Source organism: Cupriavidus sp. 05N38 (assembly GCF_056397345.1).
The window spans coordinates 90,965-115,424 of the sequence record NZ_JBFTNF010000013.1; the positions used below are offsets into that span (position 1 = coordinate 90,965).

Annotated in this window: 22 protein-coding genes; 6 read left to right on the plus strand and 16 right to left on the minus strand. The window is 69.2% G+C overall.

The genetic code is table 11. The features are described from left to right. Positions 1-7: 7 nt before the first annotated feature. The 4 genes from AC1DK4_RS12835 to AC1DK4_RS12850 all read right to left on the minus strand — a co-directional run bounded on the left by AC1DK4_RS12835 (position 8) and on the right by AC1DK4_RS12850 (position 4,088). Positions 8-1,018, minus strand: coding sequence for an MBL fold metallo-hydrolase (locus AC1DK4_RS12835; protein ID WP_441617181.1), 1,011 nt, complete (start codon positions 1,016-1,018; stop codon positions 8-10). Positions 1,019-1,252: 234 nt separating this feature from the next. After that, positions 1,253-2,239, minus strand: coding sequence for a Bug family tripartite tricarboxylate transporter substrate binding protein (locus AC1DK4_RS12840; RefSeq protein WP_441617179.1), 987 nt, complete (start codon positions 2,237-2,239; stop codon positions 1,253-1,255). Positions 2,240-2,349: 110 nt separating this feature from the next. Continuing rightward, positions 2,350-2,712, minus strand: a complete 363-nt coding sequence (locus AC1DK4_RS12845; protein ID WP_441617177.1) for an AtuA-related protein — start codon at positions 2,710-2,712, stop codon at positions 2,350-2,352. After that, positions 2,709-4,088, minus strand: coding sequence for an acyclic terpene utilization AtuA family protein (locus tag AC1DK4_RS12850; RefSeq protein ID WP_477131567.1), 1,380 nt, complete (start codon positions 4,086-4,088; stop codon positions 2,709-2,711). The genes AC1DK4_RS12845 and AC1DK4_RS12850 overlap by 4 nt, the downstream gene beginning before the upstream one ends. Positions 4,089-4,347: 259 nt before the next feature. Here AC1DK4_RS12850 and AC1DK4_RS12855 point away from each other — a divergent pair, with 259 nt between their 5' ends. Next, the gene (locus AC1DK4_RS12855) at positions 4,348-5,244 is read left to right on the plus strand and encodes a LysR family transcriptional regulator (protein ID WP_441617173.1); all 897 of its coding nucleotides are present in this window, start codon (positions 4,348-4,350) and stop codon (positions 5,242-5,244) included. Between the two features lie 14 nt (positions 5,245-5,258). On the opposite strand, the gene AC1DK4_RS12860 is transcribed toward AC1DK4_RS12855, so the two are convergent. From AC1DK4_RS12860 to AC1DK4_RS12895, 8 genes are all read right to left on the minus strand, one after another. After that, the gene (locus tag AC1DK4_RS12860) at positions 5,259-6,062 is read right to left on the minus strand and encodes an SDR family oxidoreductase (protein ID WP_441617172.1); all 804 of its coding nucleotides are present in this window, start codon (positions 6,060-6,062) and stop codon (positions 5,259-5,261) included. 66 nt (positions 6,063-6,128) lie between these two features. After that, a complete protein-coding gene (locus tag AC1DK4_RS12865) occupies positions 6,129-7,265 on the minus strand; it encodes an ABC transporter substrate-binding protein (RefSeq protein WP_441617170.1) in 1,137 nt (378 codons plus the stop codon). A 305-nt stretch (positions 7,266-7,570) separates the two neighbouring features. Continuing rightward, positions 7,571-8,083, minus strand: coding sequence for a DUF1269 domain-containing protein (locus AC1DK4_RS12870; protein ID WP_441617168.1), 513 nt, complete (start codon positions 8,081-8,083; stop codon positions 7,571-7,573). A gap of 244 nt (positions 8,084-8,327) precedes the next feature. Next, positions 8,328-9,749, minus strand: a complete 1,422-nt coding sequence (locus tag AC1DK4_RS12875; protein WP_441617166.1) for an acetate kinase — start codon at positions 9,747-9,749, stop codon at positions 8,328-8,330. A gap of 170 nt (positions 9,750-9,919) precedes the next feature. Next, positions 9,920-11,248 carry a hypothetical protein gene (locus AC1DK4_RS12880; protein ID WP_441643340.1) on the minus strand — a complete coding sequence of 443 codons (1,329 nt, stop codon included), beginning with the start codon at positions 11,246-11,248 and terminating at the stop codon, positions 9,920-9,922. Positions 11,249-11,258: 10 nt separating this feature from the next. Next, positions 11,259-11,954 (minus strand): C39 family peptidase, encoded by a 696-nt coding sequence (locus AC1DK4_RS12885; RefSeq protein ID WP_441643339.1) that lies wholly within the window; start codon positions 11,952-11,954, stop codon positions 11,259-11,261. Next, positions 11,951-12,406 (minus strand): hypothetical protein, encoded by a 456-nt coding sequence (locus AC1DK4_RS12890; RefSeq protein ID WP_441617160.1) that lies wholly within the window; start codon positions 12,404-12,406, stop codon positions 11,951-11,953. The genes AC1DK4_RS12885 and AC1DK4_RS12890 overlap by 4 nt, the downstream gene beginning before the upstream one ends. 196 nt (positions 12,407-12,602) lie before the next feature. Then, on the minus strand, positions 12,603-14,129 hold the full coding sequence (locus tag AC1DK4_RS12895; RefSeq protein ID WP_441617158.1) for a hypothetical protein: 1,527 nt from the start codon (positions 14,127-14,129) through the stop codon (positions 12,603-12,605). A 662-nt stretch (positions 14,130-14,791) separates the two neighbouring features. On the opposite strand from AC1DK4_RS12895, the gene AC1DK4_RS12900 reads away from it, so the two are divergent. The 4 genes from AC1DK4_RS12900 to AC1DK4_RS12915 are packed head-to-tail and all read left to right on the plus strand — an operon-like array spanning position 14,792 to position 18,462. Beyond that, positions 14,792-15,571 carry a GntR family transcriptional regulator gene (locus AC1DK4_RS12900; RefSeq protein WP_441617156.1) on the plus strand — a complete coding sequence of 260 codons (780 nt, stop codon included), beginning with the start codon at positions 14,792-14,794 and terminating at the stop codon, positions 15,569-15,571. Positions 15,572-15,623: 52 nt separating this feature from the next. Beyond that, positions 15,624-16,646 (plus strand): tripartite tricarboxylate transporter substrate binding protein, encoded by a 1,023-nt coding sequence (locus AC1DK4_RS12905; protein ID WP_441617154.1) that lies wholly within the window; start codon positions 15,624-15,626, stop codon positions 16,644-16,646. Further along, positions 16,643-17,950 (plus strand): 3-isopropylmalate dehydratase large subunit, encoded by a 1,308-nt coding sequence (locus tag AC1DK4_RS12910; RefSeq protein WP_441617152.1) that lies wholly within the window; start codon positions 16,643-16,645, stop codon positions 17,948-17,950. Before AC1DK4_RS12905 ends, AC1DK4_RS12910 begins: the two co-directional genes overlap by 4 nt. Then, the gene (locus AC1DK4_RS12915; RefSeq protein ID WP_441617150.1) at positions 17,947-18,462 is read left to right on the plus strand and encodes a LeuD/DmdB family oxidoreductase small subunit; all 516 of its coding nucleotides are present in this window, start codon (positions 17,947-17,949) and stop codon (positions 18,460-18,462) included. Before AC1DK4_RS12910 ends, AC1DK4_RS12915 begins: the two co-directional genes overlap by 4 nt. 39 nt (positions 18,463-18,501) lie before the next feature. On the opposite strand, the gene AC1DK4_RS12920 is transcribed toward AC1DK4_RS12915, so the two are convergent. After that, positions 18,502-19,197, minus strand: coding sequence for a phosphoribosyltransferase (locus AC1DK4_RS12920; RefSeq protein WP_477131572.1), 696 nt, complete (start codon positions 19,195-19,197; stop codon positions 18,502-18,504). Positions 19,198-19,606: 409 nt separating this feature from the next. Between AC1DK4_RS12920 and AC1DK4_RS12925 the strand changes: the two genes are divergently transcribed. After that, positions 19,607-19,786: a hypothetical protein gene (locus tag AC1DK4_RS12925; protein ID WP_441617148.1), complete on the plus strand. Its 180-nt coding sequence runs from the start codon at positions 19,607-19,609 to the stop codon at positions 19,784-19,786. Between the two features lie 178 nt (positions 19,787-19,964). Here AC1DK4_RS12925 and AC1DK4_RS12930 read toward each other — a convergent pair whose 3' ends face one another. The 3 genes from AC1DK4_RS12930 to AC1DK4_RS12940 form a co-directional block, all read right to left on the minus strand. Beyond that, positions 19,965-20,141: a CsbD family protein gene (locus tag AC1DK4_RS12930; protein WP_441617146.1), complete on the minus strand. Its 177-nt coding sequence runs from the start codon at positions 20,139-20,141 to the stop codon at positions 19,965-19,967. 416 nt (positions 20,142-20,557) lie between these two features. Then, entirely contained in the window at positions 20,558-22,219 is a 1,662-nt protein-coding gene (locus AC1DK4_RS12935; RefSeq protein ID WP_441617371.1) for an EAL domain-containing protein, read from the minus strand. Further along, entirely contained in the window at positions 22,219-24,306 is a 2,088-nt protein-coding gene (locus AC1DK4_RS12940) for an ATP-binding protein (protein ID WP_441617144.1), read from the minus strand. Before AC1DK4_RS12940 ends, AC1DK4_RS12935 begins: the two co-directional genes overlap by 1 nt. Positions 24,307-24,460 lie beyond the last annotated feature (154 nt).

Below are 24,460 nucleotides of genomic sequence, written 5' to 3' on the forward strand. Positions count from 1 at the left end.
CGGCGCCCTACCTGTCGGTACGCAGCGGCCCGTACTCCACCGGCACCCAGGCGTAGCCCTTGCCCTCCGCGCGCACATGGCCGATGCCCGGGAACGGCAGGTGCGCGCCGGCCACCCACAGCTGGCCGCGCGCGGCTTGCGCAAAAAGCGCCTTGCGCGTGGTCACGGCCTGGCGGCTGTCCACGTCGAACTCCATCGCCACCTCCGGCCGGCGGAACTGCACCGCATGGCTGTGCACGAGATCGCCCCAGAACAACATGCCGTGGTCGGCCGACCTGAACAGGTAGCCGCTGTGGCCAGGTGTATGGCCGTGCGCCGGCACGGCGCTCACGCCGGGTAGCAGTTCGGCTCCGGCGGCATAGGTGCGCAGCCGGCCGCTGGCCTGGTAGGGCGCGACGGCGGCGCGCGCCATGGCAAACAACGGCTGGGCATCCTGCGGCGCGCGCGCCGCCGTGGCTTCGTCCAGCCAGTAGGCCGCGTCGGCCTTGTCGACATACACCGTGGCGTTGGCGAACACCGGCTTGCCGTCGGCCATCAGGCCGCAGGCATGGTCGGGATGCAAGTGGGTGAGCAGCACGGTATCGACCTGCCCGGGCGCATAACCCGCGGCGCGCAGGTTCTCCACGACGCGCCCCAGCGTGGGGCCGAAGCAAGCCGCGGTGCCGGTATCGACCAGCACCAGGTTCTTGCCGGTGTGGACCAGGTAGGCATTGACCGCGGTCTGCATGCCCGGCGTCGTGGCCACGAACATGCGCGCCAGCAAGCGCTGCACTTCGCCGGGGCTGCTGTACTTGAACACCTTGGTGTCGAGGTCGACATAGCCGTCGTACAACGCGGTCACTTCGAACTGGCCGAACATCATGCGGTAATAGCCGGGCACCTGCGTCCTGAGCTGGGCCGGCGGGGACGCCGCCGCCGGGCTCTGGGCGGGCGCCAGGGCGGGCGCGCCGGCAAAGGCAAGGGCTGCGATCAGGGATACTGCGGTCCGGCGACGGCCGGCGGGGCAAGGCACGCTCATGCTGCGCTCCATGGAAATTGGGGGCGACTTCCAGAGCTGCATTATCGGCGCAAAGTGCGCGACGCGGCGGCTCGCGCATATGTGAGCGCGCGCTCCGTGCCGCGCCGGCCATCCGGCACGGGCAGCGCGGCATCGGCGGGCGGGAAGGCTGCCTGCGCACGGCCGGCGGCAACGAAAAACGCCTCCCGGTCACGGGAGGCGTTCATGCATGAAAGGCCGCAGCGCTGCCCCGGTTCACTCCGGCTGGATATTGGCCGCCTTGATGATCTTGCCCCACTTGGCCGATTCCGCGGCCTGGAACTTGGCCAGCTCGGCCGGCGAGCTGGTGAACACATCCGTCCCCGTAGACTGGTAGAAGCTTGCGGCGGTGTCGCTCCTGGCTGCCTTCACCAGCATCGCATGGAGCTTGTCGACGACCGGTTGCGGCGTCTTGGCCGGCGCGTAGGCCGCGAACCAGTAGCTCATCTCATAGCCCTTGACTCCGGCCTCGTCGATGGTCGGTACATTGGGCGCCAGCGGCGAACGCGTCTTGCCCGACACGCCCAGCGCCTTGAGCTTGCCGCTCTTGACCTGCGGCAGGCCGGTGGCGGTGTCGGTGATCATCATCTGGATCTGGTTGCCGAGCAGGTCGGTCACCGCCAGCGGGTTGCTCTTGTACGGCACATGGAGCAACTGCACATGCGCCATCTGCTGGAACAGCTCGCCCGCGATGCGCGAGGAGGAACTGCCGCTGCCGAAGCTGAGCTTGCCGGGTTCCTTCTTGGCCAGCGCGATGAAGTCGCCCACGCTGTTGACCGGCAGTTGCGGATTCACCACCATGATCTGGCCGCCGCGGCCGAGCGCGCTGATGGGCGAGTAGTCCTTGACCGGATCGTAGGGCAGCTTCTTGAACAGGTGCTCGTTGGCGGCATGCGTGGTGTTGGTGGTGATCAGCACGGTGTAGCCGTCCGGGCCGGCCTTGGCCACGTCGCTGGCGGCGATGAAGCCGTTGGCGCCCGGCTTGTTGTCGACCACCACCGTGACCTTGGCGTCCACCGTGATGGCCTGGCCGATCGCGCGCGCGAGCTGGTCGGTGGCGCTGCCGGCAGCGAACGGCACCACGAAGCGGATCGGCTTGTCCGGGAACTCCGCATGCGCAGGCCCCGCCAGCAGCGCGAGCGCCGCGGCGGCGATGCCGGTGACCACCTTCATGGCGGAAGCGGGCTTGGTGTATGCGGACATCTTGAGTCTCCTGTTGGAATCTGGCTTCGTTGTGGTTGTTGAGTGCGAATCTCGTCGCGAATCTCGTCGCGAATGTCGTTGCCAATATCGTTGCGCGTGCGCCTGGCCGTTCAGCCCGCGCCGGCCAGCCTCGGCGGCAAGGGAATCTCCAGCTGCAGCAGCAGGAAGGCCAGTGCCTTGCCATGCGTGTCGAGGTTGAGCGCATCGTTGACGCCGCCGTCCAGCACGCCGTCGATGACGAAGTTCATCGCCTGCAGCGAAGGCACCAGGTAGCGCTTGACGGCCGACGGCTGGCGATGGGCGAACAGCGCGGCCACCGCGTCTTCGGTGACGTGGGCGGCGAGATGATCGAAATCGCGCGGATCGTAGGCAATCACGCTGATATTGGAGCGGTCGCCCTTGTCGCCAGTGCGCCCGTGCGCGAGCTGGTACAGGGCGATATTGTCGGCGGCATCGGTAGTGGCAGTGTTCATGGCAGCAGGGTATGGCTTGCGTTGACGGYGGCGCGCGGCACCAGGCAGGACATGGCGTTCAGGCGTGCGCGCAGCGCGGTACGCACGCCGCCGCCGCCCGCGGGGCCGCAGGTATAGAGCGCATTGACCTCACGCAGCAGCGCCTGCGCCACCGGCTTGTCCTCATGCGCGAGCGCGGCGCGCAGGCGCACGTCCTGCGCCTGCGTCTCACCGGGCAGGGCCTGCTGCAGCAGCCGGCCGCCGTCGTCGGCGAACACGCTGCACACGCCGATCAGGTCGAAGCGTATCGGCACGCTGTAGCCAAGCAGGTTCATGCGCTTGCGCACGATCTCCGCGGCCAGGCGCGCGCGCGCCGCGGCATTGGGGCCGGCATAGGAGATCTCGCCTTCGGCGATCCAGCCGCCCTGGTAGAACAGGTTGGCCTTGAGCTGTTCCGGCCGTTCGCGGCCGCGCACATTGCGCACCGCCACGCGGTCCGGGCCCAGCTGCTCGACGGTGGCCTGGCTGATGTCCGCGACCACGTCGGGGGTGAGGTAGGCGGCGGGGTCGTGCACTTCGTACAGCAACTGCTCCTTGACGGTGCGCAGGTCCACGCAGCCGCCGGTATCCGCGGCCTTGCCGACCTCGATATTGCCGTCGGCATCCAGGCGCACGATCGGGTAGCCGACGGCATGCACATCGGGTACGTCCTTCATGCCGGGATCGGCAAAGTAGCCGCCGGTGACCTGGGCGCCGCACTCGAGCAGGTGGCCGGCCATGGTGGCGCGCGCCAGCCGGTCCCAATCGTCCCACGACCAGCCGAAATGCGCCATGGCCGGGCCGACCGCCAGCGCCGGGTCGGCCACGCGGCCGCACACCACCACCTGCGCGCCGTCGGTGAGCGCGTCCGCGATGCCGCGCGCGCCGATGTAGGCGTTGGCGCAGACGAAGCGCGTCTCCGGAAAGCCGCTGCCGACGATCTGGCGCAGCACGGCGCGGCCGGCATCGTCCGCAAGGTCGTCGCCTTCGACCACCGCCACGCGCGGTGCCGCCAGGCCAAGCTCGGCGGCCAGCGCGCGCACGCGTGCGGCGGCGGCGCGCGGGTTGGCGGCGCCGAAGTTGCCGACGATGGGAATGCCGTTGGCCAGGCACAGCCCCAGGACCGGCGCGAGCAGCGCGTCGAGCAGCGGTTCGTAGCCTTGGGCGGGATCGTTGCGCCGGGCCAGCTGGGCCAGCGCCAGCGTGCGCTCGGCCAGGGTCTCGAACATCAGCACGGCGGGGCCGCCCGCCGCGATCATGGTGCGCACCACGGGGAGGGCGGCATCCGTGCGGTCGCCGGAGAAGCCGGCACCGGAGCCGATCAGCAAAGGTCCGGGGGCGGGAGCGGAAGCAGTCATGGGACGAAGCCTGGTGAGGCGGGCGCAAACCCGGGTGGCAAGGACGGTGCGCACGAGGCCGCCACCGTGAATGGATTCTAGACCTGCCAGCCTGCTCCGAAAAACGGATAATTTGGATTAATCTATCGATTTGGCAGATAAAAGCGGATGCACGGGAAGTACGCTTTGCGCCGCACGCCTGCAGGCGTGCCCCGGGCGCCCGCCAAACGCCCGCCAACCACTGATACCGCCGGTACCGCCAGTACCCTCGCCCCCGCCGATGAACCTGTCCGTCAAACACTTGCGCGCCTTCGTGGCGCTGGTGGAGCATCGAAACTTCACACGCGCCGCGCAGGCCTGCCACCTGTCGCAATCGGCCTTCAGCGCGCTGATCCAGACGCTGGAGGAACAGGCCGGCACGCGCCTGTTCGAGCGCACCACGCGCCATGTGGAACTGAGCGTGGAAGGCCGGCGATTCGAGGAAGTGGCGGTGCGCCTGCTGGCGGATTTCGAGACGGCGTTCGCAGAGCTGCGCGATCATGCCGAGCGCCGCAAGGGGCGGGTATCGATCGCGGCCCTGCCCTCGCTGGCGGCCGGCGACCTGCCGCCGCTGCTGGCCGCGTTCCACCAGCGCTATCCGGGCATCTCCATCGAGCTGTTCGACCTGCTCGCGGACGGCTGCATCGAGATGGTCAGGCGCGGGCGGGCCGATTTCGCGCTGGCGCCCGCGCCGGCGCAGGACAGCGACCTGCGCGTCGAGCCGCTGGTGGCGGACCGCTTCCACCTGGTGTGCCCGGCCAGCCATCCGCTGGCGCGGCGCAAGCGCGTGGCGCCGCAGGCACTGGCGGGGCTGCCCTTCATCCAGCTGTCGCGTACCAGCAGCGTGCGCCAGCACCTGGACGCCGCGCTGCATCCGCTCAAGCTCAACGGCGTGATGGAGGTGGAGCACCTGGCGACCGTGGCGGCGCTGGTGGCCGCGGGGCTGGGCGTGACGGTGGTGCCGGCGCTGGCACTGTTCCAGTTCCAGCAGGAGGGCCTGGCGATCCGTCCGCTGCAGTTGCCATCGCTGGTGCGCGACATCTGCCTGGTACGGCTCAAGGACCGCGGCGATTCCGCGGCCGCCGCGGCGATGATCGAAGCCGTGCAGGCGCACTTCCAGCGCGGACGGGCGCGCTGAGCGGCACCGCTGCCTCAGAAATGCGCGAGATAGCCGCCGTCGACCGCCAGTACATGGCCGGTGACATAGGAGGCGGCCGGCGACGCGAGGAATACCGCCGCGCCGGCGATTTCTTCCGGCTGGCCCCAGCGGCCGAGCGCGGTGCGCTGGCGCAGCCATTCCGACACGCTCGCATCCGCCACCATCGGCTGGTTTGGCTCGGTGGCGAAGTAACCGGGCGCGATCGCATTGACGGTCACGCCATCGCGGCCAAGGTCGGCGGCCATGGCGCGCGTGAGTGCATCGAGGCCGCCCTTGGTGGCGGGGTAGAGCACGTCATTGGCACGTGCAACCTGGCCCGCGATCGAGCTGACATTGATGATGCGGCCGTAGCCGCCGCGGCGCATCAGCTGCGCGGCGTGGCGGCACAGCGCGTAGGGCGCGACCAGGTTGGTCTCCAGCATCTCGCGCAGGTCGGCGGCATCGAGATGCGCCATATTGCTGCGCTTGCGCGCGCCGGCATTGTTGACGAGGATATCGAGCCGGCCGTGGCTGGCGTCGATGCGCGCGAAGGCGGCGGCGCCGGCGGCCTCGTCGGTAATGTCGAGCACCAGCGCTTCGGCGCCGCCGGCGCTGTCTTCGCCTGCTGGCGAGAGCTGCGCCACGGCGGCATGCACGCGCGCGGCGTTGCGCGCGGCAATGATCACGTGGGCGCCGGCCTGGCGCAGGGCGGCCGCGATCGCCAGGCCGAGGCCTTGCGCGCCGCCGGTGACCAGCGCCACGCGGCCGTGCAGCGAGAAGGGCGAGCTGGCGGGTGGGTTCAGGGGTGAGATAGCCATCCGGCGACTATACCGCAGCCCCGCCCCACCCGATCCACCCGACCACCCGACCACCCGAACGGCAGTTCAGCGGATCAGCTTGCCGGTGGACGAGACGATCGACATCTCGACGAACGACGAGCCGGTGTGCCGCGCAGGGCTGTAGCTGATCAGGATGCCGCCCAGGTCGAAGTCGCGCAGGCTCTCGAGCGCGCCGACCAGCCGTTCGCGCGTGGGCTCCGGCCCCGCGCGGCGCAGGCCTTCGACCAGCACCTTGGCCGACATGAAGCCTTCCATGCCGGCATTGCTCGGCTCCACGCCCTGCTGGCGCGCCTGGCTGCGGTATTCGCTGGCAATGCTCATCTGGCTGGAGTTGGTGCCTGGCACCACCTGCGTGATGATCAGGCCGCGCGCGTCTTCGCCAAGCTCCTTGATAAAGGAATCGGCCGCGTTGTTGGACAGCGTGACGAACTGCGCCTGGCTGCCGGCGCGGCGCATCTCCCTGATCAGGCGCGCCGCCTCCGAGCCCGAGCCGATCACCAGCACCGCCTGCGGATTAGCCTTGTTGATGGTGGCCACGCCTGCCTGGATGTCGCCCATCGGGCGCGCGAACGAGGCGCTCGCCGCGGGCTGGACCCCGCGCGCCTGCAGCGCGGTGCTGAAGCCTTCGAATACGTCCTGGCCGAAGCCGTCGCTGGCGTAGTAGATGGCGATGCGGTTCATGCCCGAGGTGGCGAGGTGGTTGATCGCGCGGGCCACCTCGTCCTGGTACTTGGCGCGCACGTTGAACACGTAGCGGTTGACCGGGCGGTGCAGCGTGATGGCACCGGTCAGCGGCGCCACCAGCGGCACCTTCTCGGCGTTGATGATGGGCAGGATGCTTTCGTTCTGCGGCGTGCCGCGCACCATGAACAGCGCGAACACCTTGTCCTCCAGCACCAGCTTGCGCACGTTGCCGGGCGTGCGCTTGGCGTCGAAGCCGTCATCGTAGGTCACCAGCTCGATGCGCCGGCCGGCTACGCCGCCATTGGCGTTGACCGTGCTCAGGTAGACCTGGGCGCCGGCGATCTGCTCCTTGACCGACCCCGCCACCGGGCCGGTGACGCCCGCCGACTGCCCGATCCTGATGGTGCCCTTGCTGATGCCTGGCTCCGCCTGCGCCAGCGGCGCGGCCGCTATCAGCGCGGCGGCCAGCAGGCCGCGCGCGATCCGTGTTGTCCTCATCTCCGACCCCTTTTTTCGCTTGCGAATCGTCTTGCTTTCGCTTTGCTCTGTTTTCATGGCGCGCTTCATGCGATGAAGCGGCTGCACGCAAATTACCTCAAAGACGTGCCATTCGGCAAACTGGCTGTTGCAAACCGGATGACTGCGGCAAGGCGTGCGCGGCGATCGCGCGGCAACGGGAAAGCGAAAGAGAGCGGAGGGAGGAGCAAGGAGGGAGGAAGCCAGGGCGCGGCAGGACGCGCCCGACGCTGGCGCCGGGCGCGTGCAAGGCGGAACGCGGGGCCGGGGCGGCCCCGCGCCGAAACTCAGGGAAAGGCGGGTACGGCGGGATCGAGGCCGGCAAAGCGGGCTTCCGGATGGGCCGCTTCCAGCAGGGCTTCGATTTCTTCGATGCGCCCGCGCGGCACGTCCACCATCAGCAGGATCTTGCCCTCCTCGATTTCTTTTTCGAAGGCCTTGTGGCGGCTGTTCGGCGCGGAGCAGCCGATCATGCTCGAGGCCCACGCCCCGAACACCGCGCCCAGCACGGCGAGCACGCCCACCAGCCCCCATTGTGGCGTATCGCTGACGATGGGAAACATGGCCACCAGCGCGCCGGCGATGATGCCGATGCCGCCGCCGACCATCAGGCCCATCTCGGCAGCATGCACGATGTCGGAGGTCTGGAACAGGTTGGCTTCATGCAGGCCGGTCATATCGGCGCCGTCGCGCGCGATGAAGTGGATATGACTGTTCTCGATGCGCGCCAGCAGCAGATCGTCCATGGTGCGGCGGGCACTCGCCAGATCGGGCAACAACCAGAAGATGCGTTTGCGCATGACTCTCTCCTCGCTTCAGGCCATTACAGGCCATTTTCGGGCCATCCCGGCAGCAGTGTGCATGCGGAGTCGCCATCACGCCTGGACGAGAGAACGTCCGGTGGAGGTGCATCCGTATCCGCCCTGGGGACGGGGTTCTTCATTTGTACGCCAGCCGCGTGGCCAGCGCAAGGCGCCCTCCGTCACATGCCGGCCCGGCGTCACCTCGCGCTGTACCCGCGCTGTACCATGTGCGCCACCTGCCTCAGAACGTGATCGGCAGGCGCAAGGTCACCGTCAGGTTCGGCGTGTCCTGCGTGAGCCCCGCGCCGACGGAGACGTTCAGCGTGTAGCGGCTGTTGAAGCGGTACGAATACCCTACCAGCAGGGTGCCCTGCGTCACGCGCACGGAGCCCGCCACCGTCTGCCCGTTCTGCTTGGTCGGCCAGATGATGCTCTGGTCGTAGCCGATACTGAACGAGGCATGTTCGTTCAGCGACAGGCCGATACCGAAGTTGAAGCCGAAGATGTCGCCCGGCGCGATCTTGCCGAGGTTCTCCTGCTGGCCATTGAGCACGGTGCGGCTGACGTTGTCGCGCGCGAAATTGTGCAGATAGCTGAAGGTGCCGAAGAACACCGCCGGATCGCTTGGCAGCAGCCAGGTGACGCCGGGCTGGATGGCCTGGAAGCCGGTGCCGGTGGGCAGGCCCAGCGGCAGCCCGGTGCCGGTGGTATTGCCCACGCAGCGCGTCACGCAATCGGTCACCACGTCGAACGGGCTCTTGCCGGTGCTGGACTTGTAGCGCAGCCAGCCGACGAAGTACGGCATCTTCTCGTTGCCGTAGTTGATCTGGTAGCGCAGTGTCGCCTCCACGTCGCCGATGCCCTTGCCGCTGGAATTGAAGACGTTGTCGACCGCCGTGCCGGTAAAGACTTCGCGGCTGACAGTCGAGCCCGAGGTCTGTACGTAGGGCACCTTGGCTTCGAGTTCCAGCCGCTTGGTGAGGCCGTAGCGGAACGCCACCGCCTCGATATAGGTCGAGGTCTTGACCTGGCGCACGTCGATGAGGCCGATCAGCAGGGCCGGGATGATGGTATAGCCGACCAGGGCCACGCGATCGTTGGACGAATAGCCATACTGGAAGCTCGGCTCGACCACCAGCTTGCCCACCGGCGTGAGCACGCCGGGCTGGTCGAAGATAGGCGCGATCGCCGGCGGCGGCGTCCTTTCCTCCGGCGGCTTGCCCACGGGCTGCTCGTCGCCGGCCTGCGCCAGCTGCACCTGCGCGGCTTGCGCCGTGGCGTTCTCCTGCATGGCGGCGTTGCCCGCGTCCTGCGCGCCGGGCGTGCCTGGCGCGGCCGCCGGTGCGGCCGCGGCATTGGTGGCCGCGTCTTCGGCCGCTGGCGCGGGGCTAGTGCCCGGCGGGCGCTGGCCGCCACGCTTGCGCGCCAGCACATCCGTGCCCAGTACGCTGCGCAACTCGCGGATGGTGGCTTCCTGCTCCGCCATGGACCGCTTCATCGCCTCGAGCGCGGCGGCCTGCTCGGCCACCGCGCGCTTGAGCTGGTCCAGCTTTGCCGCGGTCGGCCCGTCGTCTGGCGGGGTCTGGCCTTGCGCCATGCCCCCGAGCAACAGCAATGTCGAACACCCGGCCTGCCGGATGCCGCGCAGCGACCCGTTTTTCATTTCGCCTTCCTCCCCCGGACGGCGGACTGCTTGGAGCAGGAGTCCGCAACCTGCTTACCGCATACAGCCTTTCTCCGTACTGCCAGCTTCTCTCTACGGCTCTCTACAGCTTTCTACTGCTTTCTACCGCTTATCCACTGCTTGTCCGTTGCCGTTGCGGCGGCCTGGCTTCAACGCCGGCCTGCTGCGCCTAGCAGCGCGTTGCTTAAGGTCTGGTTGGCCACCTGCGCGCGGAATGCCTGCAAGGTGTTGACTCCAGCGTTGATCGTCACCAGGTTCTGTATCGACTGGTTACTCAGCGAGTTCTGAATTACCGTTGCCGGCGAACCGGCCAGTGCGCTGGCGGCGGCGCTGTTGCCCGGCCCGTTCTGTATCAGGCTCATGACACCGTTGGTCGTCACCGTGGCCGCGCCCGAGGACACCACCGAAGCGGGCAGGCTGGTCATCGCCACGCCCGCCGCGCTGGCGCCCGTGCTGGTACTGCTGCTGCCATTGCCGCCCTGTGCGGCACCGCCGCCGCCGGTCACCGGGTTGGAGGCGAGCGCATGGTTGACCGTCGCGGCGGCCGCGGCACCGGCGCCGGTCGCCACGCCAAGCGCGGCCGCCAGCTGCGAGGCCTGGCTGGCGGTGATGCGGCTTATGTCGGGAATGGTGAGGCTGGTCGACACCACCAGGGCACCGTTGATGTACACGGCACGCTGGATGCCGAACGAAACCTGCAGGCCGGCACCCACGTCGAAGCCGCCGCGCAGGTCGTCGAGGCGGTCCTTCTCCACCGGCTTCCAGCTCGCCATGGTGCTGCGCGCGGCGTGCACATGGGGGGTCTGGGCCTGGGGACTCTCCTGGGCGGCGGGCGGCACCGCCGCTGCCACGATGGCCTCGATCGTCTGCGGCGCCGGGCGTGCCGCTTCGGCGAAGCCGCCGCGCGGATCCTGCAGATGCTGTTGCGGGGCAGCCGGCTTCCGGGCGGCTGTGTCATCTCGTGGCGCGAGCACCGCGCGTTCAGGCGCGGGCGCGGCGGCCTTGGCCACGCTGTCGCCGGTCGCCGCCAAAGCCGGCGGCGTGTCCGGGGCCGGCAGCGCGACCGCCGCGCGCGTGTCCGCGGCATCGGCCATCGCGACGCCGGCCACGGCGGCGGTTGCCGGAGCCATATCTGCTGCATCGGCGGCATGCGCGGTACGCGCGATGAGGGCGGCCGGCGGCTCTTCCGCCTGCGCGGCCGGCAGGGCCTCGATGTCCAGCGACGCCGGGGTCCGCCCGGCCATGTTGCCGAGCGCCGCCGCCAGGTAAGGATTGGAAGGTTCCGCCTGAGCGGCGGGCGTGACCGTGAAGCCGGCGGCATCGGGAGCGCCGCGCGTGTCGAGCGCTTCGAGCCCCGTGCCTTCGTCGGCCCGCGCATGCCCGGCGCAGGCCAGGCCTGCGCCCAGCAGCACCATCGCCGTGGCCGGACCGGCCCCACTGCGGCGGGAGTGCGCGGGCTTCGAGGATGTCTGGAACATGATGCGTTCCTTAGAAGTCGCTACTGCCATGCGAGGGCATGACAGTGAAGAACAGACTATCCCGGTTGATACCCATGGAGTAAGGGCCGGTAGGCGCAATGCGCCAGTCGGCCGCGAGATTGAAGCGCGCCGAATCCTCGCGGTTGTGGATGACGAACAGCAACTGGCTGTCCCAGATCGATTCGAAATGCTCGCGCGAGATTGCGCGCGTACCGAGCGCCGGGTCACCGATCAGCACGCGGTTGCCGTGGACGCCCTTGATCACCACGAAATGGTGGTAGCCGTTCTCGACCACCAGCACGATGGCGGGGATCTGGGTTTCCTCCAGCTTGGACAGCGGCAGCTCATAGCCATCGGCGAGGAAGCCGCGTGACTCGAGGAAGCGCTTCATGTCCAGCAGCGAGAAGCCCTCCTGCCGGATCTTGTTCTGGTCGCCGTTGACGAACATGTTGGCGAATACAACCTGTTCGCTGACCGGATAGCCGTACTGGTAGGTCAGCAACGTGGCCACCGCCGCCGAGCCGCAGCTGAAATCGTACTGCTGGCGGATGGTGGTCTTGTAGCGCGCCTCCTTGAGGCTGGTGACACGCACGCTGAAGAAATTGCTGCCGTCGCCCGGAACGATCGCATAGTCGGCCCACGCCACCGGCGCGCCGGCCGCGGCCAGCAGCAGGGTGGCCTGCAGTAGCAGCTTGCGCAGCGTCATGGCTTGAACTGCACGTTGATGATCGTGGCGTTCTGGATCAGCACGTTGGAGCCCGAGTTCTGTATGACAGTGGGCAGGCCCGAGGCGCTGGCGAACGAGCCGTCGGCGATGCTGTTGGCACCGCTCATGATGCGGTTCGCGCTGTTGTCGGCCACGGTGCCGGCCAGACGCATGTCGTTGACCACCAGTTCGGATCCGCCGCGGATATCGTCGAGCTTGTTGCTGGCAACCGGCTTGCCCAGGCCGGCGAACACGCCGCGCTGCGTACCGCCCGCCGCTGCGGGAGGAACCTGTTCCGGGGCCGCCGCGCTGGTGTTCAGGGCGGGTCCGGTGCTTGCCGCAGGCACTGCGGCGGATGGCCCGGCGGGCAACGGTTCGGCCAGGGCTTGCAAGCCAGGCCAGACCACGATGGCTGTCGCCATGACAGTGACAGCAAAGCGGACCGATCGCATTTTGGTGTCTCCTTCGGCCTCCTGCCCGCCGCCCCATCCGAACGGGCACGCAAGAGACGAGTGGACGCTTCGTCGAATGGGCATCCCGGCACGCGACGCGCGCCGGGATGCCTTGAGTTGCCGGAGTCGAGCCGGGCCGGCAGGGAGCGCGCGCGGGCCATCCACCCGCGGCGCGCGCCCCTGCCGCGCACCTGCCTTACTTGCCGACGTTCAGGTTGGCCTGAACATTGACGCTTTGCTGCACCAGCGACGCCATGCCGCTGTTTTGGTTGGCGATCATGATGCCCGCGGCCGACTGGCCGACACTGCTCATCGCGTTGGACATGTTGAAGGTGCCAGCATCGACATAGTTGGCGCCACCGGCGCCGCCGGCTCCACCCACTGCGCCATTGCCAACACCGCCCGTGCCGCCGTTGCCCGTGCCGCCAGCGCCACCGGCACCGGAAGCCGCGCCGACCGCGCCGCTGCCGGCCGTCGCGCTGCCATTGCTGGCCTGGGTCGAAGCGCCGCCGCTGGTTGCATTGCCGCCATTACCGCCATTGCCGGCCACGCTGACCTGGGAACCGCCATAGCCGCCCGTGCCGGAGCCGGCGCCACCGCTAGCCGTGGACGTGCCGCCAGAGCCGGCTCCGCCATTGCCACCCGTGCCAGTACCTGCACCGCCAGTCGGGCTGGATGCGCCAGCGGTCGAGCCGCCGCCTCCGCCGCCGGTCGCAGTCCCTGCGCCCGCCGTGGTGGTGGTGGCGCCGGTGGAGCCTGCACCGCCCGCACCAGCCGTGCTGGTGCCGCCGGGGCCGCCGTTGCCGAAGAAGCCATTGCCGCCGCTGCCCGACTTCGAGCCGCTGCTGCCGCCCGCCGCTGCCGCCAGGCCGCCAGCGCTGCCGCCACCGGCCCACGCGCCACCTGCCTTGCCGCCGCTGGAGAGGCTGGCACCATAGGCGTCGCCGCCGGAGCCCTTGGCGATGCCGCCGCGCCCGCCTACGCCGACGCTGGCGCTGAGCGCGCCGCCGCCGTAGCCCTTGGCGTCGCCGCCGTCGCCGCCATAGCCCTTGGCGTCGCCACCGCTGCCGCCATGGCCAGCATTGGCGGTGCCTGCGGACGCAGCGCCAGCCGTGGCGCTGCCGTTGGTAGCCGAGCCACCGCTGCCGCCGCTGCCGCCGTTGCCGCTATTGCCACCATTGCCGCCGGTGCCGCCCTTGCCGTCGCCACCATAGCCAGCGCCGCCCTTGCCGCCCCAGCCGCCGTTGGCATTGCCGGAGTTGCTAGCCGTATTGCCGATGCCGTAGACCTTGACGCCGCTGACGGAGCCCGACAGCTTGCTGATGGCAATGGCCTTGCTGCTGTTGAAGGAGTTGCTGAGGTTGGCGGTGGCCGAGCTGCCGTTGTTGGCGCCAGCATTGCCATAGCCTTCGTCAAAGGTCACCTTGCCCTTGTTGTCGGTATTGGTCTTGTTGGAGGTTGAAGTCTTGTTGGAGGTGTAGGTCGAAGTCTTGGTTGAAGTACGGGTATCGGTACTTGTCTTGGTGGCTGTGCTGTTATCCTGCCAGGCATTGGAATTCTCATTTGCCGAAGCCCCACCGCCGGACTGAGTGGACGTCGCAGTGGCCGTCTGCGTGTTGTCGCCGTTCCACTTGACGTCATTGTTATTCGTCGGGTTGGCCATGGCCTGACCGCCAGCCCCAAGGGCTAGGGTGATCGCCGACGCAAGTAAGGTCTTTTTCATACAAAGCTCCCAGGAGGATTTACAGCGGCTCTGCCTCTCGCTGCCGCTCGGGGAGAACGACGGTGGGAGGCGCGGGTCAGGCACTTCGGCCAAACCAGCCTCCCTTTCCGCATAATCGGTGCCAGCGCTTGCGGCCGGCGCGGCAATCCCTTGAAATACAAGGGCTACAAAGCATTCATGGCGGGCAGGGAATCATTTGCGTGCCACCTGCACGTGAGCCGCCGCTGTGAGCCGCACACAACATGTCACATGGCTGTGACAGCGCGTATCCAACGTCACCGCGAATGGTCTGCGCAAGCGCCGCAATAACCCCTGCCGATCAGGCCTTTAAGGCAGGTCGCAAGGGAAAACCCCCGGCAGCGGCCGCTGTATCGCAACTGAAACAGGCCTCCCGGCCGGTGCACTGGTCGCCGCATGCAGCCGATCCGGGCCTGTGGGTGAAGACCGGCAGCACGTGAAGAGGTGCGCTTCGATGGCCTTGCGGTTACCAGACAATACCTCCGTCAATTAGGGCTCAGGCTTCATATGCGGTGCGTGCGCGCAACGATCCGGGGCCAGGCGGGCGTGTAATAAGGCACAACTAGAGACATAACTAGGCTCTATGTCTGATTTAAAGTACATTAAGCCTATTAGAGACTTGTCACCCGCACGCAAGGGAAACCATGAGTGAAGCCGTCGTTCCCCTGTATCACCAGATTTACGTGGTACTACGCCAACAGATCGTCGAAGGGCGGTTCGGCCAGGGCCCCTTGCCCGGCGAAATCGACCTTGCCAAGCAGTTCCACGCATCGCGCGTGACCATGCGCCGCGTGTTCGACCGCCTCGTGCAGGAGGGCCTGGTGCGCCGCCACCGCGGCCTCGGCACGTTCGTCAATCCGCACCCGATCAAGCCTGTCACGCTAGGCGATCGCCCGGGCAGCCTGCTCGACAACATCATCGACATGGGGCAGAAGACCTCGGTCAAGGTGATTTCGATCGATGACGTCCACGCCACCCCGGAAGTGGCCGAGGCACTTGGCCTGCAGCCTGGCGACCCGGTCGTCAAGGTGGTGCGCGTGCGTCACTACGCCAGCCGCCCGCTGTCGCATATCACCGCCTACCTGCCGGCCGAACTGGGCCGCGGCCTGAACCGCAAGGACCTCGAAACCACGCCGATGCTGCGCCTGCTGCAGGGCTCGGGCGTGCAGCTGGGCCGCGCCAGCCAGACGCTGTCGGCCCGCCTGGCCGACGTGGTGGTGGCACCGCTGCTGGACGTGCCGGTGGGCGGCGCCCTGCTGGCAGTGCGCCGCGTGGTGCTGGACAAGGGTGGGCGCCCGGTGCAGTTCCTGCTCGGCCAGTACCGGCCGGACCGCTACGAATATCGCATGGAGCTGTCTCCGGCCGGCGGCGACAGCGCCAACGTCTGGGTGGAGAACGAGGCACGCACGGGGCTGCGCGAATAGGCCGGGACGGGCGATACTGCGCACTCCAGAGCTTTCCCTGAAGGAATCCGCGATGCCAGCTCCCTCCATGGTCCGACCTCCGTTCCCGCGCCTTGACCGTCCGCCGCGACGCACCGCCCTGCTCGCGCTGCTGGGTGCGCTCGCCAGCCTTGCGCTGGCGGGACCCGCGCCGGCAGCCCAGATTGCCGGCGGCAAGCCCATCCGCATCCTGGTGGGCGCACCGGCGGGCGGCACCACCGACACGCTGGCGCGCACCATCGCCCAGGAGATGGCGCGCGAGCTGGAGCAGAGCGTGGTGGTGGAAAACCGCCCGGGAGCCGGCGGCAATATCGCCGCCGACCTGGTTGCCAAGAGCGCGCCGGACGGTACCACCTTGCTGATGAGCTTCACCAGCCACACCATCAACGCCACGCTGTACAAGAAGCTGCCCTTCGACCCGATCCAGGATTTCACCCCGATCACGCTGGTCGCAAGCGTGCCGAGCGTGCTGGTGGCGACGCCCGCCCTGCCCGCCAACAACATCCCCGAACTGATCCGGCTGGCCAGGAGCAAGCCCGGCAAGCTGAACTTCGCCATCGGCTCGGTCGGCTCGTCGGTGCACCTGGCCGGCGACATGTTCAAGATGATGACGGGCACCTATATCGTCAACATTCCCTACAAGGGCACCGCGCCGGCCATCACCGACCTGCTGGCCGGGCAGGTCGACCTGATGTTCGCCAGCACCTTCAACGTGTTGCCCCACGTCAAGAGCGGCAAGCTCAAGGTGCTGGGCGTGACCAGTTCCGCGCCGCTGCCGCAGTTTCCGGGCGCGGCGCCCATCGGCAACACGGTGAAGGGTTTCGAATCGTCCGCCTGGTTCGGCCTGTTCGGCCCGGCCGCGCTGCCGCCGGACGTCCTGCAGGCGCTCTACCAGGCCGCCCACAAGGGCCTGGAATCGCCCTCGGTGCGCAAGCGCCTGGAAACGGACGGCGCGCAACCGGTGGGCAATCCGCCGCAGGCTTTCGCGGCCTTCGTGCGCGATGACATCAAGCGCTGGGCCAAGGTGGTCAAGTACTCGGGAGCCACCCCGGAATGAAGCCGCTCGCCGGGGCGCCCCACGTACCGGCCACGCTCGCCCAGAAGCTGGTGGCCCGGGCCGCCGGACTGGACACGGTCGCGCCGGGCTCGGTGGTGACCTGCCAGGTGGACCTGGCCATGTCGCACGACTCCAGCGGGCCGCGCCGCGTGGCGCCGCTGCTGCGCGAACTGGGCGCCAAGATATGGGATCCCGAGCGCTATGTGGTGGTGACCGACCACTATGTGCCCGCGGCCGATCCCGAGGCCGAGGCCATCGTCCGCTTCACCCGCGACTGGGTGCGCGAGGCGCGCCTGCCTCACTTCATCGACGGCAAGGGCATCTGCCACGTGGTGCTGCCGGAGCATGGCCATGTGCTGCCGGGGCGCTTTATCGTCGGGGGCGACAGCCACAGCCCTACGGGCGGCGCCTTCGGTGCCTATATGTTCGGTATCGGCGCCACCGAGATGGCGGGCGTGCTGGCCACCGGCGAAATCTGGCTGCGCGTGCCGCACACCATCCGCCTGCAGTGGGACGGCAGGCTGGCCACGGGGGTTTGCGCCAAGGACATCATGCTGTTCCTGTGCGGCCGGATGGGCCTGGGCGGCGGTCGCTACGAGGCCATCGAATACGCTGGCGAGGCGGTCGCCGCGCTGCCCATGCAGGAGCGCATGACGCTGTCCAACATGAGCGCCGAACTGGGCGCGCAGACCGGCCTGATCGCGCCGGATGCCACTACCGTGGCGTGGCTGGCCGAGGCCGGCGTGCCGGCCGCCACCCTCGACGCCATTGCCCTTGCGCACTGGCGCACCGACCCCGGCGCCGCGCTGCTGGAAAGCCACCGCTTCGACGCCGGCGCGCTGGCGCCGCAGGTGGCCGCGCCCCATTCGCCGGCCAACACCGGACCGGTCGGCGAGGTTGCCGGCCAGGCGGTGGATATCGCCTACCTCGGCGCCTGCACCGGCGCCAAGCTCGAAGACCTGCGCATGGCCGCCAGCGTGCTGCGCGGCCGGCGCGTGGCGCCGGGCGTGAGCCTGCAGCTGGCGCCCGCCTCGCTGCGCGACCAGCAGCAAGCCGAGCGGGAAGGCACGCTGGCCGCCCTGCTGGACGCCGGCGCGCACCTGCTGCCCAACGCCTGCAACGCCTGCGCCGGGTACGGCGCATCGCGCTTTCCGGCCGGCAGCCGCGCCATCGCCTCCACCGCGCGCAATTTCGCCGGTCGCATGGGCGACAGCGGCAGTGCGGTCTGGCTGGCTTCCCCGCTGACCGTCGCGGCCTCCGCCGTGGCCGGCAAGATCATCGATCCGCGCGAGATGCTGGCATGAGCCCGGTTCCCGTCCCGCCGCCGCCCGGCGGCCGCATCTGGCGCTTCGGCGACAACGTGGACACCGACCAGATGGCGCCCGGGGCCCATATGAAGGACGGCATCGAACAGATCGCGCGCCACTGCCTGGCCGGGCTGCGCCCGGAGTTTCCCGCCGGCGTGCGGCCCGGCGACCTGCTGGTGGGAGGGTGCAACTTCGGCGTGGGCTCTTCGCGCGAACAGGCGCCGCAGGCCTTGCGCCAGCTTGGCGTGGCGGCCGTGGTCGCGACCTCCTTCGCCGGGCTGTTCTATCGCAACGCCATCAACCTGGGCCTGCCGGTGCTGACCTGCGCCGATACCTCGCGGCTGGCCGATGGCGCCCAGGCCCGTCTCGACCTCGACCGTTCGGTGCTGCTGTTGCCCGACGGCAGCCGCGTGGCCTGCGATGCGATTCCCGAATTCCTGCGCGCGCTGCTTCGGGCCGGCGGGCTGGTGCCGCACCTCAAGGCAAGGCTGGCGGCGCCACCACGCTAGCGCGACGGGAACCACACCGGATCCGGTGCCGGGCCATCCTTATGCGGACCGCCCGCACGCGTCCTGGCGCAGGAGCGCAATGACTTCTTCGTCGGTGGTCTGGCGGAAATCCAGGTAGAAGGCGCCCACGGCGCCGAAGCTCGCCGGCACGTTGAGGCAGATCACATGGTCGGCCGCGGCCACCAGGCTGGCCTGCCCGTCCACCGAGGCCACCGGCACGGCCGCGACGACCGTGCGCGCCCCCGCCCCGCGCACGCCCGCCAGCGCGGCACGCATGGTGGCGCCGGTCGCCACGCCGTCGTCCACCACGATCACCGTACGCCCGGCCATGGCCGGTACCGGCGCGCCGCCGCGGTAGCGCTGCTGGCGCCGCGCGATCTCGTCGAGCTGGCGGCCGCGCTCCGCATCGAAGGCACCGCTGTCGAGCGCGCGCCGGGTCCAGGGATCGTCGTTGGCGACCGTATGCGGGGCACCGCCGGCCGCATCGCCTTCCACCACCGCGCCMARYGCCAGTTCCGGRTAGCCSGGCGCGCCGATCTTGCGCACCAGCAGGATGTCCAGCCGGCCTTCGAGCAGGCGCGCCACTTCGAAGGCCACCGGCACGCCGCCGCGCGGCAGCGCCAGCACCAGCGGCGCCTCGCCCAGAACCGCGGCGCTGTAACCCGTCTCGGCCAGGTGCCGGCCAAGGTAGATTCCCGCCTCGCGGCGATCGGCAAAGCACGGCGGCAACGGCATGGAGCGGGGCATGGCCACTTCCTCCGGTTTCAGTGACGCAGTGGACAAGGCCAAATATAGGCCGATCGGACCGACGAATGAAGGCGGGTTTGCACACCGGCGCGCGGCGTGGCGCCCGCGAGGCGCAAAACCCGGCCATCAGCCGGATGGGCCGGGAACGGCACGGCGCGGCCTTTGCAAGGCCGGGAGGTGACGCCGGCAGCGCGGGAGGCCGTTATTGAACGCAATTCAGCAACAGTGTGTTTTGCCGGAGCCGGATTTTCTTTCGGCCGGATTTGGCTACCATGGCCCGTACCGATGGCAGCCACATGAGCACGTTGCCGTTTCAACGGCGTTGCCGCCCCCGATAAGGACGGCACGCATGCATGACCCCCGCTTACGTGTCATGCGAACCCAAGCGAGAACCATCATGAGTACGCATCACAAACCCGCCCTCGAAACCCAGCGCCCTGACGGCGCGACGGAGGCGAACAGCCTGGGCCTGGATATCCCCTTCGGTTCGCTCGACGCAGCCGCGCTTGCCGAACTGCCCTACACGTTCCGCCCGGCCGGCACCTGCACGCGCTACTACAACGAGTGGTTCAGCTGAGCAGGGCGCCGGCCCGCTCGGGCCAGACTGCAGGAACAAAGACAGACGCCGCGCAACGGCCCCTGCCGGGATGGCAGGAGCAGCTTGCGCGGCGTCTGGTCTTTTGCGTCTGAGCTTTTTAGCGGCAGCTTGTTTCATCGGCGCGGGCCAGGCCCTGCCTGGCCGCGCGCCCGGCGTGTCAGCGGGTCCGCTTGGCGTCCTGGCGGGCATCGCCATACGCGGCCTGCGTCTTGCCGGCGATCTGCTGCGCCTTGCCCTTGATCTCGGTGCTGGCGCTGCCAGTGACCTTGCCGGCCACTTCCTTCACCTTGCCCTTGGCTTCCTCGATACGGCCCTTCACCTGGTCCTTGTTCATGATGTGCTCCGGTTAGCGACGGTACAGGATGAACCGCCTTCTTGCCGCAGGCCCGTGGTCACCCGCCGGGCCGGCGCCGCGCCCATCGGCATGAGCGGGAAGGCGCTGGAACCAGCTTAGGCGGGCGCCGTGCCCGCGCCTGTCCGGCGTCGGCTGGAAGGCATGTAGGACGCACGCCTACTTGCGGGCCGCTCCGGCGGCGCGGCCGGTGGCGGCAAGGACGGGAGCAATGAAAGCCGGAGAGGTGAAGACGCCGGCAATGGCGGCGCGGGAAAGCGAAAAGAGCGCCTCGCGTCGGGCACGAGGCGCTGGCCGGCAAGGGGATGTCCGGCAGGGAGGCGCATAGCCCGACGGGGAAGCAAGGCTATGCCCGGCATTCTATATCATTTTTATCATTTTAAAATAGGAAGATGATTTCATATTTGCACGTCGACATGGTTGTCGCGTGCCGGCTCGTGCGGCCCGTGGATCGGCCATGACGACGGCGCCGGCGTCGGCGCCGGTTCGAGCCGCGAAGGCAGCCACTCGCGCAACCCGGCCAGGGTCATCGGGCGCGCGAAATGATATCCCTGCCCCAGGCGCACGCCCTTGTCCGCCAGCAGCGCGCGCTGCTGTTCGCACTCGATGCCTTCGGCCACCACGGCAATATCCAGCGCGTGAGCAAAGCTGAGCGTGGCATCGACGATCTGCCCGCTGACCCTGTCGCCGGGCTCGGCCTGCACGAAGAGGCGGTCGAGCTTGAGGAAATCCACCTCGAACTGCTTGAAGTACGCCAGGCCGCAGTAGCCGGTGCCGAAGTCATCCACGGCGAGCTTGATGCCGCGTGCCTTGGCGCGCTGGATGGCGCTGCGCTGGTGTTCGACCAGCGCGACCGCATCGCGCTCGGTGATCTCCAGCACAGGCGTCACGTTGGCCTGCAACAGCGCAAGCAGCGGGGAGTCTTCTGCCCAGAAGCCGGCGGCGTCGAAATGCTCGGCGGTGATGTTGAAGGCGATATGGAAGGCCGGCGGCAATGCCAGCGATTCGAAGTCGCACCGCACCTGCGGGATCAGGCCCTGCGTGAGCGCCACCGCAAGGCGCTGCTGCTCGATGGCCGGGATGAAGTGCTCGGGCTCGAGCAGGCCGCGGCGCGGATGCTGCCAGCGCGCCAGCACTTCCACTCCCGTGCACAAGCCGCTTTCGAGATCGACCACCGGCTGGTAGTAGGGTATGAACTCGCCATGGCGCAGGCCGCGCTGCAGCTCAGCCGCGAACGAGCGACGCGCGGCGCGGCGCGACCGCAGCGCACACGCGACCAGCGCGGCCAGCGCGGCGGCAAGCGGCGGCAACACCAGGTATTTGAGGCACTCATGCAAGATCACGGCGCGCGGCGCGCTGGCGATCACGGCAATCGGATGCCCCGCCAGCTGGCGCACGTCGACGATCCCGCGCGTGCCGTGCCACAGCGTGTCGCGCGGGACCAGGGTGGGCGCGCCGGCCGCTTCGCCGCCGGCCACGGCCACGGCCACGGCGCCGAGCATGAAGCGCGTGCCGGCAACCTCGATGCCAATGTCGGGAAATCCCAGCCTGCCGGCCGACTGCACCATGTCGGCCAGGTAGCGCCCGTCCACCCACACCAGCACGCCGTTGCCGGGCGTGGTGCCGAGGAATACCGCCAGTGCCGTGGCCTTGCCGGGCCCGGCCGTGGCCAGCCGGTACTGCAGGCCGGGGCGCCAGGCCAGCAGATCGTCCAGCGGCAGCGCAATCTCCCCGCGCACCGCCGAGCAGTAGCGCATGCCGTGCGCCACCAGCACCACGTCGCGCACATAGGCGGTGTAGGCGCCCTGCTCGTGCAGCTGGCGTGCCACCGCCCGGCACGGTGCGCCCACCAGTGTACGGTCCCGGTAGGCGATGCCGAGCGTGTCCGCCAGCGCCAGCTCCATGTTGTCGCGCAGCGCCGAGGAGATTCTCTCCACGCGTGCGCGCGCGTCGTGCACGGCGAGCAGCAGGATCAGGCCCAGCGCCAGGCTGGCAGCGAGCAACGCCGCCAGCAGCGGCAGCGCCTCGCCACGGGCCGGCCGCGCCCCCAGGCAGCGCATCACGCGGCCGCCGGCAGGCTGAATGTCACCACGGTGCCCTTGCCGATCTCGCTGCTCAGCGTGATCTGCCCCTGGTGYACCGCCACGATCTCGCGCACGATCGCCAGCCCGAGGCCATTGCCCTTGGTGGCGCCGCGGCGGTTGGCGCGGTAAAAATTCTCGAACGCCATGCCTGCTTCTTCCTTCGTCATGCCGATACCCTGATCCTCTACGCGCACCGATACCTTGTCGTGCTCCTGCGGCGCCCACACGCTGATGGTGACCTCGTCCCTGCCGTCAGAATACTTGAGCGCGTTCTCCACCAGATTGCGCACGGCCTGCGTCAATTGCGCACGGTCGGCCAGCACGTACAAGGGCGCGTGCTCCGCGCGCACGCGCAGCCTGCCCTCCGCGGCGAAGTCGCCGGCCACGGTGTCGCGCACGAGCGCGGCCATGTCGACGCGCTGGCGCTCGTGCGCGCCGCTGCTGCGCGCCTCGATGCGGGCCAGGTCGAGCATGTCGGAGAGCAGGTCGTTGAGCTGGCGCGCGCGCGCGTGGATGGCGTGGTAGATGCCGGCGCGCCGCTCGGGCGGCACCGCGTTCGCGCCGAGCAGCTCGGCATAGCCGGCGATGCCTGCCACGGGCGACTTGAGCTCGTGCGCGGCGGCCGAGACGAAATGCGACTTCATGCGGTCGTGGCGCAGCCGCGAGGTGACGTCGCGCAGCACCAGCACCAGCCCGCCGCCGCTGGCCGCATGCACGATGCGCACTTCATAGGCCGGCGACACCGCCATGTCGAACTCGACGATGCCGGCGAACTCCGCACCGGCCTCGGCCCGGTCCAGCTCGGCCAGCAACTGCCCGGGCCCGCAGGCCTGGCGCGCAGGTTGCCGGCCGCGGTAGAGCCAGTGGACGAACTCGCGCTGCGTGGCGCCGCGCAGGCGCGGCAGCGCTACGCCGAGCAGTTCGCACAGCGCGGTGTTGGTTTCGTCGATCACGCGGTCGGGACCGAACACGGCCACGCCGTCCGGCATGGCGAGAAACAGGCCGCGCAGATGCTGCTTCTTCTCGGCGAGGATGTCGCGCACCACGCGCTCGCGGTCGGCCAGCGCGGCCAGTTCGCGCAAGGCAGCGAACTGGCGTACCTGGAAGAACAGCACCAGCACCGTCACCAGCGCGGCGATGGCGATGGCCGCGCGCAGGCGCTCGTGGTAGCTGGCCAGGGCCGCGCTGCTGCCGACGCCTGCCAGCAGCGCCAGGTTGCGCCCCGGCAGGCGCTGGATGGCGTAGATGCACGTGCCGGCATCGCGCGCGCCATTCCCGGCCACGGCCTCGCGCATGCCGTCGGCACAGTGGCAGGTGACGATGCCGCCGTGCCCGCCGGCCAGCGCCCCGCGCAGCGCGGAGCCGGGCAGCAGCACCTGGCCCGGCTGGCGGCCCTGCTCGCTCCAGCGCGCACGCACCACGTAGTCGTCGGTGCCGGCCAGCAGGACGGTGCCGGATGCGCCCAGCCCCGCGCGCGCGTAGAAATCCGACAGGCGGCCCGGGTCGAGCGAGACCACCACTGCGCCAAGGAAGCGCCCGCTGGCCGGGTCCACGATGCCTTTCGACAGTTGCATCGACCAGCGCCCGCTCATGTGCCCGGCCACCGGTATGCCCACGTAGAGCATGGGCCGCGCGCGCTTTTCGTGCAGGCTGACGTATTGGCGGTCGCCGAGCTCCGGCGAAGCGAAGCCGGCGCTGGTGGAGGCGCGCAGGGTGCCGGCGCGGTCCAGCACGGATACCTCGAGAAATGGCTCGACCACCAGGTAGCCGCTGCGCATCCACTGCGCCAGCGGCAATGCGGGCCCGCGTTCGGCCACGGCACCGCCAACCAGCGATGCGAGCTGGTCCGCTTCGGACAGCGTGCCTTCGGCGTGTTCGCCAAGCAAGGCGGCAACGCGTGCCAGTCCGGCATGGACATGGCGCAGCTCGGTGGCGCGGTCCCATAGCGCCCAGCCCGCCAGTGCGCACCAGATCCCGACGACGATGACAACGCCTGACCAGAACGGATGTCTCGCGGAACGATGCGCGCCTGCCAGTGCCTGTCGGTAGATTTCCAGGCTCATGGGAAAGCTACCAAGAAACGAGAATATTGTTCGTCACAGCCGTGAATCCCAGCCTTCGATACGCGCGTGCGCCGGATAACCGGTACCGGCCCGCGCCAATCCCATGACCCTGCGCACCGATCCGCGCGTGCTTGCGGCCCGCGCGCTCCCCGGT